Source organism: Limnospira sp. (genome assembly GCF_051859755.1).
GTDB lineage: Bacteria > Cyanobacteriota > Cyanobacteriia > Cyanobacteriales > Microcoleaceae > Limnospira > Limnospira fusiformis.
Genome location: NZ_JBIMLI010000113.1, coordinates 1 through 17,287, shown reverse-complemented (window position 1 = coordinate 17,287; position 17,287 = coordinate 1). Strand labels below are relative to the sequence as shown.

The 17,287-nt window shown below is 47.6% G+C and carries 16 protein-coding genes and 1 riboswitch; of the genes, 9 read left to right on the top strand and 7 right to left on the bottom strand.

Going from position 1 to position 17,287, the window contains the following annotated elements:
• The first annotated feature begins 248 nt into the window (after positions 1-248).
• From ACTIE0_RS17515 to thiC, 5 genes are all read left to right on the top strand, one after another.
• Complete coding sequence (locus ACTIE0_RS17515) at positions 249-410, top strand: hypothetical protein (RefSeq protein WP_006622564.1); 162 nt, start codon at positions 249-251, stop codon at positions 408-410.
• Positions 361-513: an SUMF1/EgtB/PvdO family nonheme iron enzyme gene (locus tag ACTIE0_RS17510; RefSeq protein WP_006670904.1), complete on the top strand. Its 153-nt coding sequence runs from the start codon at positions 361-363 to the stop codon at positions 511-513. Before ACTIE0_RS17515 ends, ACTIE0_RS17510 begins: the two co-directional genes overlap by 50 nt.
• Positions 514-632: 119 nt before the next feature.
• On the top strand, positions 633-2,930 hold the full coding sequence (locus ACTIE0_RS17505; protein ID WP_315641972.1) for a hypothetical protein: 2,298 nt from the start codon (positions 633-635) through the stop codon (positions 2,928-2,930).
• 303 nt (positions 2,931-3,233) lie between these two features.
• Entirely contained in the window at positions 3,234-3,584 is a 351-nt protein-coding gene (locus tag ACTIE0_RS17500) for an Hsp20/alpha crystallin family protein (RefSeq protein ID WP_046318952.1), read from the top strand.
• A 132-nt stretch (positions 3,585-3,716) separates the two neighbouring features.
• Positions 3,717-3,813, top strand: a riboswitch (TPP riboswitch).
• A 9-nt stretch (positions 3,814-3,822) separates the two neighbouring features.
• The gene (gene thiC, locus ACTIE0_RS17495) at positions 3,823-5,208 is read left to right on the top strand and encodes a phosphomethylpyrimidine synthase (RefSeq protein WP_006622561.1); all 1,386 of its coding nucleotides are present in this window, start codon (positions 3,823-3,825) and stop codon (positions 5,206-5,208) included.
• A 288-nt stretch (positions 5,209-5,496) separates the two neighbouring features.
• On the opposite strand, the gene ACTIE0_RS17490 is transcribed toward thiC, so the two are convergent.
• The 3 genes from ACTIE0_RS17490 to rbfA form a co-directional block, all read right to left on the bottom strand.
• Positions 5,497-5,721 (bottom strand): DUF4327 family protein, encoded by a 225-nt coding sequence (locus ACTIE0_RS17490; protein WP_006669395.1) that lies wholly within the window; start codon positions 5,719-5,721, stop codon positions 5,497-5,499.
• 430 nt (positions 5,722-6,151) lie between these two features.
• Entirely contained in the window at positions 6,152-7,726 is a 1,575-nt protein-coding gene (locus ACTIE0_RS17485; RefSeq protein ID WP_006622560.1) for a glycoside hydrolase family 3 N-terminal domain-containing protein, read from the bottom strand.
• 25 nt (positions 7,727-7,751) lie between these two features.
• Positions 7,752-8,165, bottom strand: coding sequence for a 30S ribosome-binding factor RbfA (rbfA, locus tag ACTIE0_RS17480; RefSeq protein WP_008056353.1), 414 nt, complete (start codon positions 8,163-8,165; stop codon positions 7,752-7,754).
• 315 nt (positions 8,166-8,480) lie between these two features.
• Here rbfA and ACTIE0_RS17475 point away from each other — a divergent pair, with 315 nt between their 5' ends.
• Complete coding sequence (locus ACTIE0_RS17475) at positions 8,481-8,600, top strand: photosystem II protein Y (protein ID WP_006618995.1); 120 nt, start codon at positions 8,481-8,483, stop codon at positions 8,598-8,600.
• A gap of 114 nt (positions 8,601-8,714) precedes the next feature.
• On the opposite strand, the gene ACTIE0_RS17470 is transcribed toward ACTIE0_RS17475, so the two are convergent.
• Positions 8,715-9,341, bottom strand: a complete 627-nt coding sequence (locus ACTIE0_RS17470) for a L,D-transpeptidase (RefSeq protein ID WP_006622558.1) — start codon at positions 9,339-9,341, stop codon at positions 8,715-8,717.
• 163 nt (positions 9,342-9,504) lie between these two features.
• Complete coding sequence (locus tag ACTIE0_RS17465) at positions 9,505-10,617, bottom strand: tetratricopeptide repeat protein (RefSeq protein WP_006669398.1); 1,113 nt, start codon at positions 10,615-10,617, stop codon at positions 9,505-9,507.
• A gap of 408 nt (positions 10,618-11,025) precedes the next feature.
• Between ACTIE0_RS17465 and ACTIE0_RS17460 the strand changes: the two genes are divergently transcribed.
• Entirely contained in the window at positions 11,026-11,910 is an 885-nt protein-coding gene (locus ACTIE0_RS17460; protein ID WP_006622556.1) for a 4-hydroxybenzoate solanesyltransferase, read from the top strand.
• 71 nt (positions 11,911-11,981) lie between these two features.
• On the opposite strand, the gene ACTIE0_RS17455 is transcribed toward ACTIE0_RS17460, so the two are convergent.
• Both ACTIE0_RS17455 and ACTIE0_RS17450 read right to left on the bottom strand, forming a co-directional pair.
• Positions 11,982-12,947: a sensor histidine kinase gene (locus ACTIE0_RS17455; RefSeq protein ID WP_006669399.1), complete on the bottom strand. Its 966-nt coding sequence runs from the start codon at positions 12,945-12,947 to the stop codon at positions 11,982-11,984.
• 82 nt (positions 12,948-13,029) lie between these two features.
• Positions 13,030-13,641: an L-threonylcarbamoyladenylate synthase gene (locus ACTIE0_RS17450; RefSeq protein WP_006622554.1), complete on the bottom strand. Its 612-nt coding sequence runs from the start codon at positions 13,639-13,641 to the stop codon at positions 13,030-13,032.
• 175 nt (positions 13,642-13,816) lie between these two features.
• Here ACTIE0_RS17450 and ACTIE0_RS17445 point away from each other — a divergent pair, with 175 nt between their 5' ends.
• Both ACTIE0_RS17445 and ACTIE0_RS17440 read left to right on the top strand, forming a co-directional pair.
• Positions 13,817-15,031 carry a tetratricopeptide repeat protein gene (locus ACTIE0_RS17445; protein WP_006669400.1) on the top strand — a complete coding sequence of 405 codons (1,215 nt, stop codon included), beginning with the start codon at positions 13,817-13,819 and terminating at the stop codon, positions 15,029-15,031.
• Positions 15,032-15,301: 270 nt separating this feature from the next.
• Positions 15,302-17,056, top strand: a complete 1,755-nt coding sequence (locus ACTIE0_RS17440) for a P-loop domain-containing protein (RefSeq protein ID WP_039933087.1) — start codon at positions 15,302-15,304, stop codon at positions 17,054-17,056.
• The last annotated feature ends 231 nt before the right edge of the window (positions 17,057-17,287 follow it).

The window sequence follows — 17,287 nt, the reverse complement described above, 5'->3', positions numbered from 1 at the left end:
GTTGACAACCGGGATGGCGATCGCTATAATTGAAGCCGTGGGGGTAACATGGCTATATGCTTGATTTTTTCCTCAACCTACCTTCAGGTTAAGCCACAATTCATAGCCCCCCAACTTCAACTTAACAAAACTTAACAAAAAATCGGCGCGACGAGAGGGGTGGGGGGTTGACAACCGGGATGGCGATCGCTATAATTGAAGCCGTGGGGGTAACATGGCTATATGCTTGATTTTTTCCTCAACTAAGAATGAGTCGTCGCGGAAGTCAAGCCCAAAATTTCATAGAAAATCTGAGAGATGAAGTCACCCTAGAAATGGTGTTTATCCCTGGGGGAAGATTTCTGATGGGTTCACCTGGAAATGTGGAAAATTTTGCATACAGAAAAACCACAGCACCGAGTGACGATTGAACCATTCTGGATAGCGAAATATGCGATCGCGCAGAAACAATGGCAACAAGTAGCCAGCTCTTACGAACTAACGAGATCTAAAATGGTATCCTTCGGATTTTGAAGCGGAAAAACTGCCCGTGGAAAAAGTGTCCTGGTATGATTAGGTTGAAGCGATCGCCTATAATCACCAAAAGCACCTATAATCACCAACAGCACCCATAGTGCTAGTCTCAACAGCAAATGATACCCAGGATGTTGGCAGAGGTGCTAATGATGGATAACCTAGAATTCCTACTACAACGGGAAGGGGATAACACTTGGCTACCCCTGGAGTCTCCTGATGTTCAGGTGTTAGAAGGTCGGTATCGCATTGTTTGTCGTGGGTCCCATCAAGATCAGGAAATTGAAATTAGGATTGTTTATGACGCTATAGACGAAGACCCCCCAGTGCGCCGCATTAAGACCCTGAAAAGTTATATGAACTCAGAGGGTTTAATGGTCGTAATCCCCTATACTAGCCTCAAACCCGGAATTTGGGAGTTTTCCTGTTCGCCAGATTTAAGAGCCGGACTTTTAGGAAATACTTGGCGTGCCACAATGAAACTACAGGTACTAGCCAACACTGAGATTGACTCTGAGATTGACTCTGAGGAAATATTGGAGGATGGGTCAGCCATTCAAGATAGCCTACCACAACAGACGGATTTAGAGTCGGTGACACCCACGACACCATCAGAAAAAACCAGTGATTCTAATCTTACAGACCTCTACCCTGGGGAACCTCAGCCAGAAGCCAACCAAGAAACCGCGATCGCACAGGAACTAAGCAGTAGTGTCGCCATAAACGAAACCGCAGACTTGACCGCAGAGGATATTTCCATAGAACTTATCCTAGAACGCCATAGCTATGTGGTCGAGTTTGGTAGCGCCGTTTTACTATCTGGACAGATTAGGATTAAATCTGACCCGGACTCTGACCCTTATATGGAAGCTATCACCTCTATGGTAGTTTCTAATCCTCAATTACAGATATGTTTGCGATCGCCTCAAGCCTCCGAAATTCTCTATGATGTTCGCCAACCCGTACCACAGTCTGTTTTACCTGTGCCATTTTCCGCAGCTATTTATGTACCCTTTGAATGCAAAACCCGATTAGTTTTGGGAGAGGTCGTTTTTTACAGTGATCAGCATCCCCCCGTCCGCAATTCTTTCAATATCACCATGTTGGTCGAACAGTTTTTAGACCCATTACCAGAGGAGCTAGAAATTGACGCTCAACCCAACGAACCCCTAGTCGAAAATTCATTTATACCACTCCCAGCGGCGGAGCCAGCCCCCTTAGCCGTAGTAAATAAAGAAACACAAAGCCAGCCTGTAAATGCTCAAGGTAAGCCTCAGACTGCCCTAGAATTGCCCAGCTTTGGCAATTTTATCTCTGCTGATCCAACAGCACAGACAGAACCCCACCCCTGGTCTAATATCCTTAACATCCCTTCGAGTCCCAATTCAGAGGCGATCGCACTTCCATTCGTCAACCCAAAACCGCCAGCATCCCCTACCCTACCATTAGCCACCTCTACATCCGAGGGTTCTGTCGCCAAAACACCCGAGGAGGGTGCCGGTCAAACAGACCCCAACGAAGACAGCAATACTGACCTGCTCAATACAGACCCACCAGAAACCCCTATCGACTCATCACCAGAGCCAACAGATGCGACCCATACCAATACTTCCACAGCCACTTCCCCGGCAGCGAAAAAGGCTTTACCTCATCTGAATTTAGAAGAGCGATTTTTGAGTCGATTAAGTTCCCTAGCCAAAGATCGAGATCTGTCTCACTGGATGAAACAAGCATCTTCCTCAGCTTCTGATGACACAGCCGTTTCCTCACCAGCAGAACCATTAGTGCCAGACGAGAATCAGACCCCACCACCTAATTATGAATTCAGCCCCTTGGTCACAGAATTGGAAGCCGAGGAAATTGTCGTAGATTATGAATCCCTCGAACCTCCTGTTGTCTTCCCCCAAACCAGGGCGGATTCTGCGGTATTTCCCCAAGGGAAGGGGTTGACTACCGAACCCCCCTCTAGCAGGCCATTTTCAGGGATGGGGAGGCCTTATAGCACCTTGAGAGGAGGGAGTAGCACCACAACACCATCTGTCATACCCGAAGACCAAGAAATTCCGGTTCCGATTTTAGATATCCTCACCGTTAATCCTACCGCCGGAAAGTCTTTAAAAGTTCGCGTGCAAATCCCCGACAACTTGCCCCGCATATATGTCAAAATATGGATATATGATCGGCAGTCCCGCAATATTGTAGACGGGCCGCGTTGGATTACCGAGTTCTCACCCAACGGCTTCGATCAAATTGAAGCAACGGTTGACCTCGACATTATCTATGGCACCTTGGAGATACAGGTAGAAGCGATCGCTGTTGAAATGCTTTCTTCACGGGAAAGTCATAAGGCGATCGTTGGACGCACCGTGAGTCCTACATCAGCACCAACTCTTCCCATGGATGAATCTTCATCATAAATTCAGTTAATCTGAACATCTATTATCGGCATAGCCTTGGGGAGGCGAATCAATTTTGATTCTCATACCAACTGAGTCCCGGCAGGTTCTCAAATAGCCTCGTGGGGATACAGGATTTTGGCAGAAACAGCCCCCTATTCCAGATGCCGATTTACTTGGTGTTTAACAACAGTTAAATCCGGTTGACAAAAAACTTTAAAAATCCGAAATTTCCGCATCCGAAATTATGGTTTTTAACCCTGTATTTCAACCTCAAAAAATCCTGTTTTCTGAAGATAAAACCGCGTTTTAGGAATTGTAACCATGGTCATCGACTTCTCACACACATTTAAAAAATCTGCCGAAATTAGCCGTAACATCGAACAAGTTTATGGCGAAGATGAACTCATCAATGGCGGCAGTAATTTCCAACCCATCATCGCCATTAAAGACAGCCCCTATCACCTGATGATCAACATGACCATTCCCGATTTATGTGAAGATGATTTAGACATTCTCATCACCGGAGAAGCTGCCATCATTTCGGGAACCCTTAATAATTCCCAAGTTCCCTTTCGTCAACTGATCGCTCTCCCTCAAAGCGTCTGTCGCGATCGCGTTCAAGTAGACTACAATAATGGCATTCTCAACCTTACCCTAACCAAAATCCTCTAGTCCTTCAGAAGTCCCCTAGAGTGCGTCAGACCATAGCCAAATCTGATGCACTCTACAGAAAAATACATAAATAATTGTTAACAGACCCTAGATCAAATCTCAACATAAGTGCTAACATCATCAACTAAACATTCATCAAGCTAGGGGTGCCTGCGAAGTCCAGGCTGAGAGACACCCTTGGAACCTGAGTCCGGCTAGTACCGGCGTAGGGAAGCTGTAACTAACAGAGGAAATACTTATGCGATCTCAATGGGTTGCCAACCGACGTGGACAGGCTAATGTATCTCAAATGCACTATGCCCGCCAGGGAATCATCACCGAGGAAATGCACTACGTCGCCACCCGCGAAAATCTAAGCCCTGATTTAATTCGCGAGGAAGTTGCACGGGGTCGGATGATTATTCCCGCTAATATCAATCATACCAACCTAGAGCCAATGTGTATTGGCATTGCCTCTAAATGTAAAGTCAACGCCAATATCGGCGCATCCCCCAACTCTTCCAGCCTCGAAGAAGAAGTAGACAAGCTGAAATTAGCCGTTAAATATGGCGCAGACACGGTTATGGACCTGTCTACAGGTGGAGGAAACCTCGATGCTATTCGCACCGCCGTCATTAACGCTTCCCCGGTTCCCATTGGTACAGTACCCATTTATCAAGCCTTAGAAAGCGTTCACGGTAGCATTGAGAAACTCACTGCAGACGACTTTCTGCATATCATTGAGAAACACGCCCAGCAGGGAGTCGATTATATGACTATCCATGCTGGCATTCTCATTCAATATCTGCCCTTAGTCCGTAACCGGATTACCGGAATTGTGTCTCGTGGCGGTGGTATTATTGCCCGGTGGATGCTCCATCACCATAAGCAAAATCCCCTCTATACTCATTTTGATGACATTATCGAAATCTTCAAAAAATATGATGTCTCTTTTAGTTTGGGGGATTCCTTGCGTCCCGGTTGTACCCATGACGCATCAGACGAAGCACAACTGGCTGAATTGAAAACCTTGGGACAGTTAACTCGCCGCGCCTGGGAACATGATGTGCAGGTGATGGTAGAAGGTCCTGGTCATGTGCCAATGGATCAAATTGAGTTTAACGTTAAAAAACAAATGGAAGAGTGTTCCGAAGCGCCTTTCTATGTGTTGGGTCCTTTGGTGACAGATATTGCGCCCGGTTATGACCATATTACGTCTGCTATTGGTGCGGCTATGGCGGGATGGTATGGAACTGCTATGCTCTGTTATGTGACACCTAAAGAACATTTAGGACTCCCTGATGCTGAGGATGTCCGTAATGGCTTGATTGCCTATAAAATTGCCGCTCATGCAGCAGATATCGCCCGCCATCGTCCAGGGGCGCGCGATCGCGATGATGAATTGTCCGCAGCCCGTTATAATTTCGACTGGAACAAGCAGTTTGAATTATCCCTAGACCCTGAACGCGCCCGCGAGTATCACGACGAAACTCTCCCGGCGGACATCTACAAAACTGCTGAGTTTTGCTCTATGTGCGGTCCGAAATTCTGCCCCATGCAAACTAAGGTAGACGCGGAAGCATTAACAGAGTTGGAGAAATTCCTAGCCTCAGAAGACGCTAAGAAAACTGCTGTAGCCCGCTAGTCAATGATAGCAGAGACAAGCCATGACTTGTCTCTGCTACGGGTTAGGGTAAACCAACCTGTTCCGCCTTGGGATTATATTGGCGGTCTGGGTTTATTTATCCTGAACCGGATTGGATCTTAAAATCGCTTGCTAACTGGGCGGTTTGGAATTTCGGTCAAACCACCCACTGGTTATATCTTTTATTTAAAGTCGCCCCAGTAGGGCAGGGCTGGGAGCCCCAACTTTCAGTCCCAGGTCGGACTGTGACGTAAATTTCTAACATTGTACCCGAAAGCTAGTTAAACCTTAGTCGTTGTCCCACTTTTCACGGCCAACCAGATCGCCTATGCGGTCACGCAGGAGGAAGTTAAACGCCTCCAGTTCGTACTCGATGCAAGCCCACTCCCTAGCTGGAATGTACTGGCACAATGTATAGATCGGCTGCTGACGGCTGATCATACCTTTATGTAGGAGATTGCGTACTTCGTCTTTAATGACGTCAAGTGAGTATTGAACGGTGGTGTAAGTCATATTTCGCCCTCATGGGGTTGCTTGCCTGATTATTTTTGGCATTGGTATCAATATAATCCAAAATCGAGATTTAGGGAAGGGTTTTTTTTCAGTATAAGTGAATACAATTTACCTGGAAACTTTGATAAATATAATCAAAACGACTAATCTCCCGGATTTGGGGGACTCTGGGCAGTTTTGACGGTGGACTTGATTAAATCAGCAAGTTGTCTGACCTAGGAGATGATACTGGTTAGTGGGTTACGGAAGCCATAACCCACAGGATAGCCAGTGCGCCCATTAGTCCAAAACTACACATTCTATAAACAAGAGTCTATGGAATCGGGAAAAACCATTGATTTAGTTTTCCCGGTTTTAGTATGGCACAGATTTTTCATTATGTGCGTGGGGTGCACACGCACGGGATCAACCATTGGGGAAAGGATACGCTTTATGCTTTGACGCACGGGAAGAGACTTTCTAAGGCGATCGCCTGGGCTGGGGGAATTTGGCCGTATGAAAACACGAATGGCACATCATCGGGAATTTCGGGCAAAAACTCTTGGAGAGTATACGGACTACCATAAATCGCCAGTGCCTTGAGTTCCCCAGTTTTTAACAATTTTTTAAACCAAACCCTGGCTATTTCAGTTAATCCAGCAGTCCAGCCAAAAGGATTACCGCGAATAAATAACTGTAGCAAAGTGGGGGAAAATCCGGTTTCGGCGGCTGGGTTGGTCCCACTATTGCGATCGATAAGTTGTAATTTCCAGCCCAATTTGGCGGGATAAGCGATCGCCGGGGTATGATGTCCCAGAAACCGACAGGAAAGCAAATCATCGACAATCACCAAATTCCGCCACTCGGCTGGTTGTAGATTGTTTGGTGGCGCTATGGGGGGCTGAAGGTCTAACCGGGGGCTAACCTGGGACTGTTGCAAAATCAAACTTACAGTTTCAACAGCGATTGGAGTCGATAAAGAATCCAAATTTAGATCAGAAACCTGACGGGTAGAAATTTTCTCCTTGGCTTTATTGATGCGATCGCAAGAAGCAGCTATCCTTTCTGGGGAAATCTCACCATTTTCGACGGCTTGTACTATGGCGCGAATAGTGACTTCGGGATCTTCAGGCATTAATAGGATATCAGCCCCGGCCTTTACTGCCAATACGGAGCTACTCGCTAAACTGTAACCACGGGCGATCGCCCCCATGACCAAAGCATCAGTAACAATCAACCCGTCAAAGCACAATTCCTGTCGCAATTTTTCGGTCAAAATTTTCGGGGATAAGGTAGCAGGTAGTTCCCTATCCCAAGCCGGAATCAATAAGTGAGCGCTCATGACACTATCAACCCCAGCAGCGATCGCCCTTTGAAAGGGGGGTAACTCAACCCTTGCCAACCTCTCCGCCGAATGAGGTAACATTGGTAACTCAATATGGGAATCTACGGCTGTATCTCCATGACCGGGAAAATGCTTCGCCGTAGTTAGGACGGGGTATTTTTGACAACCCCGGATAAAGGCGCTGGCTAAATTACTAACGGTTTCTGGATTATCCCCAAAAGAGCGCACATTAATCACGGGATTATCAGGATTGTTATTAACATCCACCACCGGACCCAGAACCCAATTTAAGCCTATAGCCAGAGCCTCCGAGGCGGTAATAGCCCCCATTTTTTCCGCATAATCCTCAGCCAGACTTAGGTTATGATTAGCGATCGACCCCAAAGCCATTGGTGGTGGAAACCAAGTCGCCCCAGCAAAACGCTGTCCTACTCCCTCCTCAATATCCGCAGCCAAAAATAGGGGGACTTTCGCCCAGGACTGAAGCAATTTAGTTCTAGCAGCCATTTCCGCCGCGCTACCATCAACAAAAATGACTCCACCGACCCCTAATTCCTGTAACCAGTATTGGAGGCGATCGCGTCCCGGTTCCCAAGCCGGATAGCGAATTTGGTGGTCAAACAGATGACCACTAGCACGCACGACCACCATTTGAGCCACCTGGGACGAGAGTACACTCATTGATTATGAATTACCTTTGCGTGAGTTACTGTTGTGCTTCCGGGTCATCTTCCTGAGTGGTATCCCCGGCTGTATCTGAGTTTTTGTGTTCGTGAGAAATCTGATTTAACAGCTCAATAATTTTATCCCCACGTTCAAGGGAACGATCTTCGAGAAACACCACTTCTGGAGTACGTCGTAAACGGATATGCTTTCCTAAATGGGAACGAATATAGCCAGTTGCCGATCGCAACCCTTCCATAGTTGAGCGGCGTGCTTCTTCGGTCCCATAGATACTCACAAAAATTTTAGCGTGTTGCAAATCCCCGGACACTTCAACTTCGGTAATACTGACCATTCCAATTCCCACGCGATCGTCTTTGATGTCGTAGAGCAATACTTGGCTAACCTCCCGTTTAATCAGTGAAGCCACGCGGGAAACGCGACGATCTGTAGCCATGACCATTACCCCCTCAAGCATAGATCAATTATGCACATCGACAGAATCAGGCAATTTTCGAGGCATTAGTCTCCTCTGGGATCAACTCCTGGTGGTCTGATTCTGAAATTATGCCTAAATCTAAGTTTACATCAGTTCTATCAATTGCGACGGAGAAGGCGATCGTTTGAGATCTGAGGATGTCAAACAGGGCTTTGTGGACTGGAACAGGTTTTGACTAAAATGATAATTACTGGCTAACCCCTTGAGGCATTGGCAAAAATGCGGTACAAATAGGAATATAAAGATTTCTTTAAAAATTCAGGAGGAGAGCAAATGGATTTGGATCTTCGGATTGTTGTGGTTTTGTTACCGTTGATCGTTGCTGGCGGCTGGGCTTTGTTTAAAATCGGTAGTGCGGCGATCAGTCAAGCCCAAGCCTTTATGAAAAAATAAATCCCACAGTTCCATTGTTGATCCTAACTCTTACCGACTTCCCCCTGGGGGGCGGTCGGTTTCCGTTTGGAGTAGCAACCCGCTGCCGGAACTAGGGAAGATCCCGAAACTAGCCTAGGGAAGCACCATAACCACAGTCCCCATTTCCACCTTTTCAAATAGCGCCACTATATCCTCATTCCGCATCCGAACGCAACCATGAGAAGCCGCCTGTCCAATGGAGTTGACTGTCGGGGTTCCATGAAATCCTATCGCATCCTTGCCATCATGCCAAAATCCAATCCAGCGCAAACCTAGGGCGCTATTTGGTCCGGCGGGGCGCACTTCTCCTGTCCAGGGATTTTGCCACTGAGGATTTTCGACTTTTTCAGTAACTTGGAAAGTTCCGGTGGGAGTCTCCCAACCGGGTTTTCCTACGGCTACGGGATAGCTTGCTATTTGACTCTCACCTCGATATACATAAACCCGACGTTCTCCCAAACGGAGAACTAATTTTAGTTGTGCTTGTTGTTCTCCGAGGGGTAAAAATTTGGAAGGGTCATCGAGGGGAGGTACATCAGGATTCAAAAGACTTTGGTAAGGATAAATACGCGGTGCTGAACCACTAGCAGAAAGGGTTGGTTCAGCAGTTGGACTTGATGCCATTAAAGGCTGTTGTCCTCCCACTAGCAACATCCCAATTCCTAGGCTGGCTAGTGCTACTTTTTCGGATAGCTGTTGAAGATTATTCAGTTTACCCATGATGCTTCCTCACCAAAAACTAAAACTAATTATTACATTTGACCGTGGCAATCATTGTTCGGTTCCGATCCCATGGGATGATCATAACTAATTAGCTCAGAATTAGTCAACCATATACAACAGGTAGGGACGCTTAGGCTCCTACCTGGGTTGGGAATTCCAGTTAATTAGCTTCGAGTTCTCTCAAGGCGGCTTCGGCTTGTCTGACACCTTCACGATCGCCTTGTTTCTCATAGAGTTCGCGGGCTTTTCTAAAGGAGGCGATCGCCTGGGGTTCTCGACCTCCGCGTTCTTTCAGGGCTAGACCTAAATAATAGTGAACTGATGGTTGGTCAGCAAAGCGATCGGCGGCGCGTCGGAAACTGACGATCGCACCAATATAGTCTCTTAATCTTAGCTGAATTTCACCGATCGCCATATTAGCTGCCACTAGATCCGGTTCCATAGCTAAGGCTTGTTGATAGGCTTGCATCGCACCCTCAAAATTCTCTTGAAGGCGGAATATTTCCCCAATTTGGAACTGAATTTCACCATTAAAAGGAGACAGTCGCGCCGCCTCTTGAAAAGCATCGAGGGCGGCGGTGCGATCGCCTTGTTCCAAATAAGCTATACCCAGTTTCAGATAAATATTAGGCTGATTAGGAGCCAACTCCATCGCCTGTTGTAGAAATTGTAGAGATTGGGAAGCATTTCCTTGTCTTAACCAAGCCATTCCCATAGATGCGTTAGCTTCCCAGCTATTAGGTTCCAAAGCCAGGGCGGCTTGATAGGCTTGAATGGCTCCCCTATAGTCTTGCTGTCTAAATAAACTGGCTGCTAACCCCAGGTGAGCATTAATGTTATCTCTCTGTAATTGGGTAGCGCGCCGATAGGCTTGTGCTGCTGCTGGGTAGTCTTGCAACCGGGCTAGGGTATAACCCAAACCGTAGTAAAAATCTGCATTTTGAGGATCGAGGGTAATAGCGTCCCGATAAAATTTAGCAGCCGCCTCAAAGTCTCCCCGCAAGGCCTGTACATAGGCGAGAGCCGAATATATTTTAGCATCACTGCTGTCTAGCTGGACGGCTTGAAGGTAAACATTGAGGGCTTCATCCATATTGCCACTATTAACGAGATCTCGCCCCTTTTGGAGCAGGTCATTAAGTTGATTGATGTTCGCCTGGGAGGTGGCTTGAGCTAAAATCTGGGGAGGTTGTGCCACGGCAGGAACTACAAACACAGTGGCAGCGATCGCCAGTAAAACATTGCTAACCAGTAGTTTAGTTGTCTTGAACACGGTTTATTATCAGTGTGAGTATGAATAAGCGATTGGACCGACCCCACTTGACCCCCAGTGAGGGAAAAAACGAGAGCGAGTCTTCTTTTTTATACCATCAGTCGCCCAATATGCAAGAATAATTCTTAATTAGCTCTGAAGATCCGCGCACCCCGCCAGAATGAAGTCAGCTAAAGGGCGGAAAACGAGGACAGTCAGTCAGCAAGCCGCCTGAACAAATAAAGCACTGGAACACGGAGAAATCCGGAACAAATACTCAACATATCTCAAAAGGCGATCGCATCAAGTTCCGGGTCAATACTCCCAACTGTAGCAACGCGGAGACAACCTTCAAGGCTTCAATTATATTTGATAGGGAATATTTACCCGATGTTAATTAAAATTGGCTTTGGAGCGGTTTAAATAATAATGGTGACAGAAGCGAATCAACCACAACCTACCTGGATCAGTGTTGTCCGTCTGCTGCGGTGGGATAAGCCAGCCGGACGGTTAATCTTAATGATTCCAGCCCTATGGGCGATATTTTTAGCGACAGGGGGAACCCCGCCTTTAACTCTGATTTTGGTGATTGTCTTTGGTAGCCTAGCCACCAGTGCGGCTGGCTGTGTGGTCAATGATTTATGGGATAGAAACATTGACCCGGAAGTGGAAAGAACCCGTAACCGTCCCTTGGCGAGTCGCGCCCTCACGATTAAAACTGGTGTTGTGGTGGGGTTGGTGGCGTTTGCTTGTGCTTTCGGGTTGGCGCTATATCTTAATCCCCTCAGTTTCTGGTTGTCTGTGGCGGCGGTTCCGGTGATTATCTGCTATCCCTTAGCTAAACGGGTGTTTCCAGTCCCTCAATTGGTTTTGTCGATCGCCTGGGGATTTGCGGTTTTAATTAGCTGGAGTGCTGCCAATGGTAGCCTAGAAGCCTCTACGGGTTTACTATGGGGGGCGACGGTATTATGGACCTTGGGGTTTGATACGGTTTATGCTATGAGCGATCGCGAAGACGATCGCCGATTGGGCATCAACTCCAGCGCCCTATTTTTTGGGGACTTTGCACCGAATGCGGTGGGTTTATTTTTCCTGGGTACAGCGGCTTTGATGTTGGGGGTAGACTTACAAATGCACCTGCACCCTGTTTCTTGGCTGGCTTTAGCTATAGTGGTGATTCTATGGGCGCGTCAGTATTGGCAACTGCGAAACCCAGAGATTTCTCGGGAGATTTACGGCAAAATGTTCCGTGATAATGTGATCATCGGTTGGATTTTGCTGGCTGGTATGATTGGCGGCACTCTTCTAAGTTGAGTCCCTCAATCACCGATAGCCCATCCCCCCCGCCAACGATCGCGATCGCATTAAGCTGTAATTGCTAAAAATCAGCCCAGGGGAAGGGAACATTGAGTGCGGGTGAAATTTCTGTTTTCTGAATCTGGCGGCACTGCTACCACGTCTAAGCGCCCATTCATCAACCCCAATAGGGTCTGATTCATTAATAGACGCATCCCCGGCGAAAGGGCTATATCAGTTGGGTCAATGTTGGTGCTGTTGCTGGCTGGGGATTTTAGGGTAGACTCGAGTAAATCCCAGGACTCACTCCAGGCGCTGATGGGGCGTTGGTCATCAATCCAAATGTGAACATAGCCAGACTCTGAGGCGACGTGGGTGGAAACTTGGACCTTCCCAGACTCCATCCCAGCGATCGCACCATCGACCAGACTGAGTAAAACTTGCTTGAGGCGAGGGCGATCGCCAATTACATATACCTGCGGATCGGGGGGAATAATTGATAGGCGGATGCTGCGGTTAGCCGCTTGTAAGTGGGTGAGTTGTTCCACCTCCGCCAACATTTCAGCCAGTTTCAGGGGTTGCAGGTTCATCTGTTGGCTACCATATTCGGTTTTAGCGACCATAATCACCTCATCCATTAACGCTATCATCCGCAGGGTGGCATCATGGGCTTGTTGGATAAAATCCCTTTCCTCTTGTGGATTTTCGCATAGGTCGGCAAGGATTAACTGTAAAAAGCCGATGATGCTATTTAGGGGCGATCGCAACTCGTGGGAGGTACGGGCTAAAAAACCCGCCTTAAACTGAGCCATTTCTACGGCTAAATGATAAGCCAATCGCGTCTGCTGCAATTTTTCGGCTAAGGCTGCCACCTGTGGATCGCTAATAGCATCCAATTCTCCGGTCCCCGACTCTGGTAATGGCGATCGGGAAGTTTTCGCCAAAGGCGGTTTTGGGGTCATGAGTTTCATTCCCCCCCCGGAAAGTTGGCGCTGACCTAGCCACCAACCCAGTCCCAGCCCTGCACCCAAATAGATAAATTCATTCCAGCCCATGAGTTTGTCACGATTAGTTGAGATCAGTCTAACAACAGCACTCCCCCTTGAATTGTGACATACTCTGGCTGGTTGATATATGCTATTTAAATCTGGATTTGGGCAAGGGGCTGACAAACTCTACCCCACCCCTCCTCAGTATTTCCCAATCTCCGTTTTTTGTCCACCGCACTACTGTTGAGGGAATGGCAGACCCTGACTCTGGGGGAGCGTCCTTTAAGGTCAGAACTTCTGGAAACTGCCTATCTATATCAGCCGTGGTTAATAGGGGTGGTTGTCCCGAAAGATTAGCGCTAGTGGTAGCCAGTGGCCCAGTACGTTTGAGGATTTCTAGGGCAATTTCACACTTAGGAACCCGTAAACCAATGGTGGTTGGATCGGTGGGATTAACGGCTGGGGGAACTGCTGAAGATGCTGGTAACACTAGGGTTAAGGCTCCTGGCCAATACTGACGGGCGATTTGCTGCCAGCATTCTAATTCCCAGGCTAGGCTATCTACAAACTGCCATAGACTTTCGGCTGTAGCCCCCATCAAAATTAATGGTTTATCGGGGGGGCGTTGTTTGGTCTGAAAAATGGCTTCAGCCTTGTCTGGACGGGCTGCTAAGGCGGGTACTGTGTCTGTGGGAAAGGTGATCACGGCAACCCCTGCGATCGCTGCTTTAATTAGTTCTTCTTGGGAGACTTTAGCCATTATTGATGATAGTTGGGTAAGATTCGTCGGGTCACTGACGCACCAAATCCATCATATATCCAATTAATCATGATTTCCCCATCATTAATGGCGGTCGATTTTCTACCCAATTTGGGGGTGGGACTTACTGGACAACCGATATGGTAGGATTGACATATAGTAGGGGTATCATATCATGGCAAACCGAACTGTTTTGGGTGTATCGATCGCGATCGCCATCGTCGCGGGTGCAGGGGTCTGGGTGAAACAACAGCAGCAGGAGGCGATCGCACAAGCCCGACTGTTGACAGACTCCGTGGGGGCGGTGGAAACCCTCTCCGGTTACGATAGTCTTTCTGCGGCTCATGACCACCTACAAGGGGCGATCGCACGCCTAGAAAATGCCCCGAAATTTCCCAGACAGTCCGAGTTGGAAGAACTGACTTTTTTACGTTCCCAGTTACAGGTTGTTCAACAAAAGCTGGAACCCGAACAAAAAGCCCGCCAAAATTACCAGGAAGCCATCACGCGAGCCATGTCCGCCTCGCAACTCGTGCAGAACCCCCCCCACCCCCCTGCGGTTTGGGAAGAGGCGCAACGCAAATGGCAGCAGACGATCGCCCAATTGGAAAGCATCCCCCAGCACTCCTCCACCTTTGCAGAAGCCCAGGGGAAACTGAAAGGATATCGGGACAATCTGGCGGTGGTGAGCCAATATGTCATGCGATCGCACCAGGCGGTAGAATTGAACAATCGGGGCATGGAGAAAATCCAAGCGGGGGATTATAGTGCTGCGATCGTCACTCTCAGTCAGGCTGTAGAACTGAATCCCGCCCTGATGGAGGCTTACCTAAATCGAGGTTTTGCCTACGCAGCCATGGACAGCCACCAATCAGCCCTCTCCAATTATACTACAGCAATTCGGGTGAATTCGTCAAGCCCTGAACCATACTATTTTCGCGGGGAAGAATACCTGCAATTAGGGAGGTTTGAAGAGGCTTTGACCGATTACAATAAAGCGATCGACCTAGACCCAAATCGAGCGAATGCCTACTTAGATAGGGGGTTAATTCATTATCAACTCGACCACCTGGAAAAAGCCGCCGCCGACTTCAGCAAAGCTGCTGAATTATTGAACCACAGCCAAGAACCCGCCCTCAAGCAATTGGCATTTAATCTCGCCCGAGATATCCGCGCCACCTTGGAAGTAGACCCCGTGGAAACCGAACAATCAGCCACCTCATCCTCAATGGTAGCAGAAGAAATCGAACCCGAAGAACCCGAGACAATTATTCTTTATCGCCAAAGGCGGGTCAAAGCCAACTATAGAAGTCTTCCTTCTACAGTTACCCGGAGTCGGTCTAGTTCCGGGAGTCGGTCTCGTTCCCGGAGTCGTTCCCGCCGCCGATAATCACACCCGGAAACCCCCTTTATTCCTAGTAATTGATGGTCAGTAATTAGTCGCCGTGCGTCCGAGGAAATGGTGTTTATATTCCCCCCATAAATCCCGGTTATCACGCACCCTACTGATATTTACCTCCCGCCAATTATACCATCAAAAACCCCCTTTTTCCCGGGTGGGGGATTGTCAATAATCTAGTCGCCGTGCCGTTGACTGCGTGGGGGAAATCCGCTACAATGTGAATTAATAACTCCGATGTGTGGGATGGGGTGTAAAACCATGATTGTTGAGATTTTGTCATTATTTGCTAGTGCTGGGTTTGGAGTCGTCGGTTCCGAATGTCATAAGTGGGCGCTGCGTAAGGCTGGGGAACGTAATCATGACATTGAAAAAGCACTGCTAACAGCCCATGAGCGCATCCTAAATGATATTTGTGGCTGCTGTCAGAAAACACCGGAAATTATAGCACGAATTGACCAGATTAAGCAGGATGGTCAACAAATCTTAATAATCGTTGAAGGGGAACAGCCCCAAGGCAGTGAGGGAAGTTGGAAAGGCAGTGAACTGAAGGCAATTCAGACTAAATTGATGCAGCGGCTAGAAGCCGAACACCAGTGGCTAAGGGAAGCGCCCCCCGTGTTGCTGAACACATTTCGCAACTTATATTTACCCGGATTAGTGCATTATTTCCGCTTAGAAATAAAATATAATCAGGTAGTTTTTAATACCTTAACCCACGATATCCTCACCGACATTAGCGGGAAAGTGGGGAATATCGACCAGGAACTCCAGCAAATTCGGGGGAGAATTGATGAGGGTGTGGATACATTTATCGCCTCTTGTCAGGGGTTAGATGAACGGTTTAATCAATTGCTGACAACCTTAAAAGGGACTGCCGCCGTTCCCGCAGATTTTGCGGCTTTTATTGAGGAAAAAACCCAGGAGTTTTTGGGGAGGGAATTCGTCTTTAATGCCATTGAGGAATTTTGCCGAAGACAAGCCAATGGTTATTTTATCATAGAAGCCGACCCCGGCGTGGGTAAGAGCGCGTTGTTAGCGCGATATGTGCAGCAAACGGGATGTTTGGCTTATTTTAATATCCTGTCAGAAAACCGCACCAGCACGGAAGATTTCCTGAAAAATATTTGCGAGCAACTGATTACAAGGTATGGGTTAGCTTATGACTTACCCCTGCATCCTGATAATACCCGCAATGGCAATTTTTTAAGCAAGTTATTAACCGAAGCTGCCGCCAAAACTGACCGTTTAGTGATTGCGGTGGATGCCTTGGATGAAGTAGATTTAAGCACCCAAAATTCGAGGGCAAATGTGCTTTATCTGCCCGAAAATTTACCCAGGGGGGTTTATTTTATCCTCACCAAACGCCCGGAGTTGTTACCTTTGGTAGTGTCGGCACCACAGCAGGAGTTTGATATGATGTCCGATAAATATTATCAAGCCAATTTAGAAGATATCCGACGGTTTATTCGGTATCGCTGTCAACGGGAACCTATCCAACGCTGGCTGACTGCCCAAGGAGTGACAGAGGCGGAATTTATCGAATTTTTGGCAGAGAATAGCGAAAGCAATTTCATGTATTTAAAGTATATTCTCGATGACATTGAGAAGGGGAGATATGCCGATTTGAACTTGGCAAATTTGCCCAAGGGTTTGGAACAATATTATGAGCAACATTGGCGGCGTATGGGAATGGTGACGAGGCCGTTACCTCGGACGAAGTTGAAAATCATCTATTTGTTGTCAAAAACTTGTAAACCTGTGTCCTGCGATTTGTTGGCGGATTTTGCGGAGGAAGACCCGTTAACGGTGCAGGAGGTGTTGGAGGACTGGGAGCAGTTTTTGCGCCATCGAATTGTCGAGGATAATGAGGTTTATAGTATTTACCACAAGAGTTTTCAGGACTTTTTATTTAAGAGAAGGACGGTACAAAAAGCGGGGATATCTTTGCGGGATATTGAACAGGCGATCGTTGATAATTTATGGGCGGGTTTGTATGGTTCAGATGAGAATTAGTAGGTTTGGTGAACCCAGGAAACCCAACATATTAGAGCGATCGCATTAGGAGTAGGTTTGGTGAACCCAGGAAACCCAACATATTAGAGCGATCGCATTAGGAGTAGGTTTGGTGAACCCAGGAAACCCAACATATTAGAGCGATCGCATTAGGAGTAGGTTTGGTGAACCCAGGAAACCCCACATATTAGAGCGATCGCATTAGGAGTAGGTTTGGTGAACCCAGGAAAC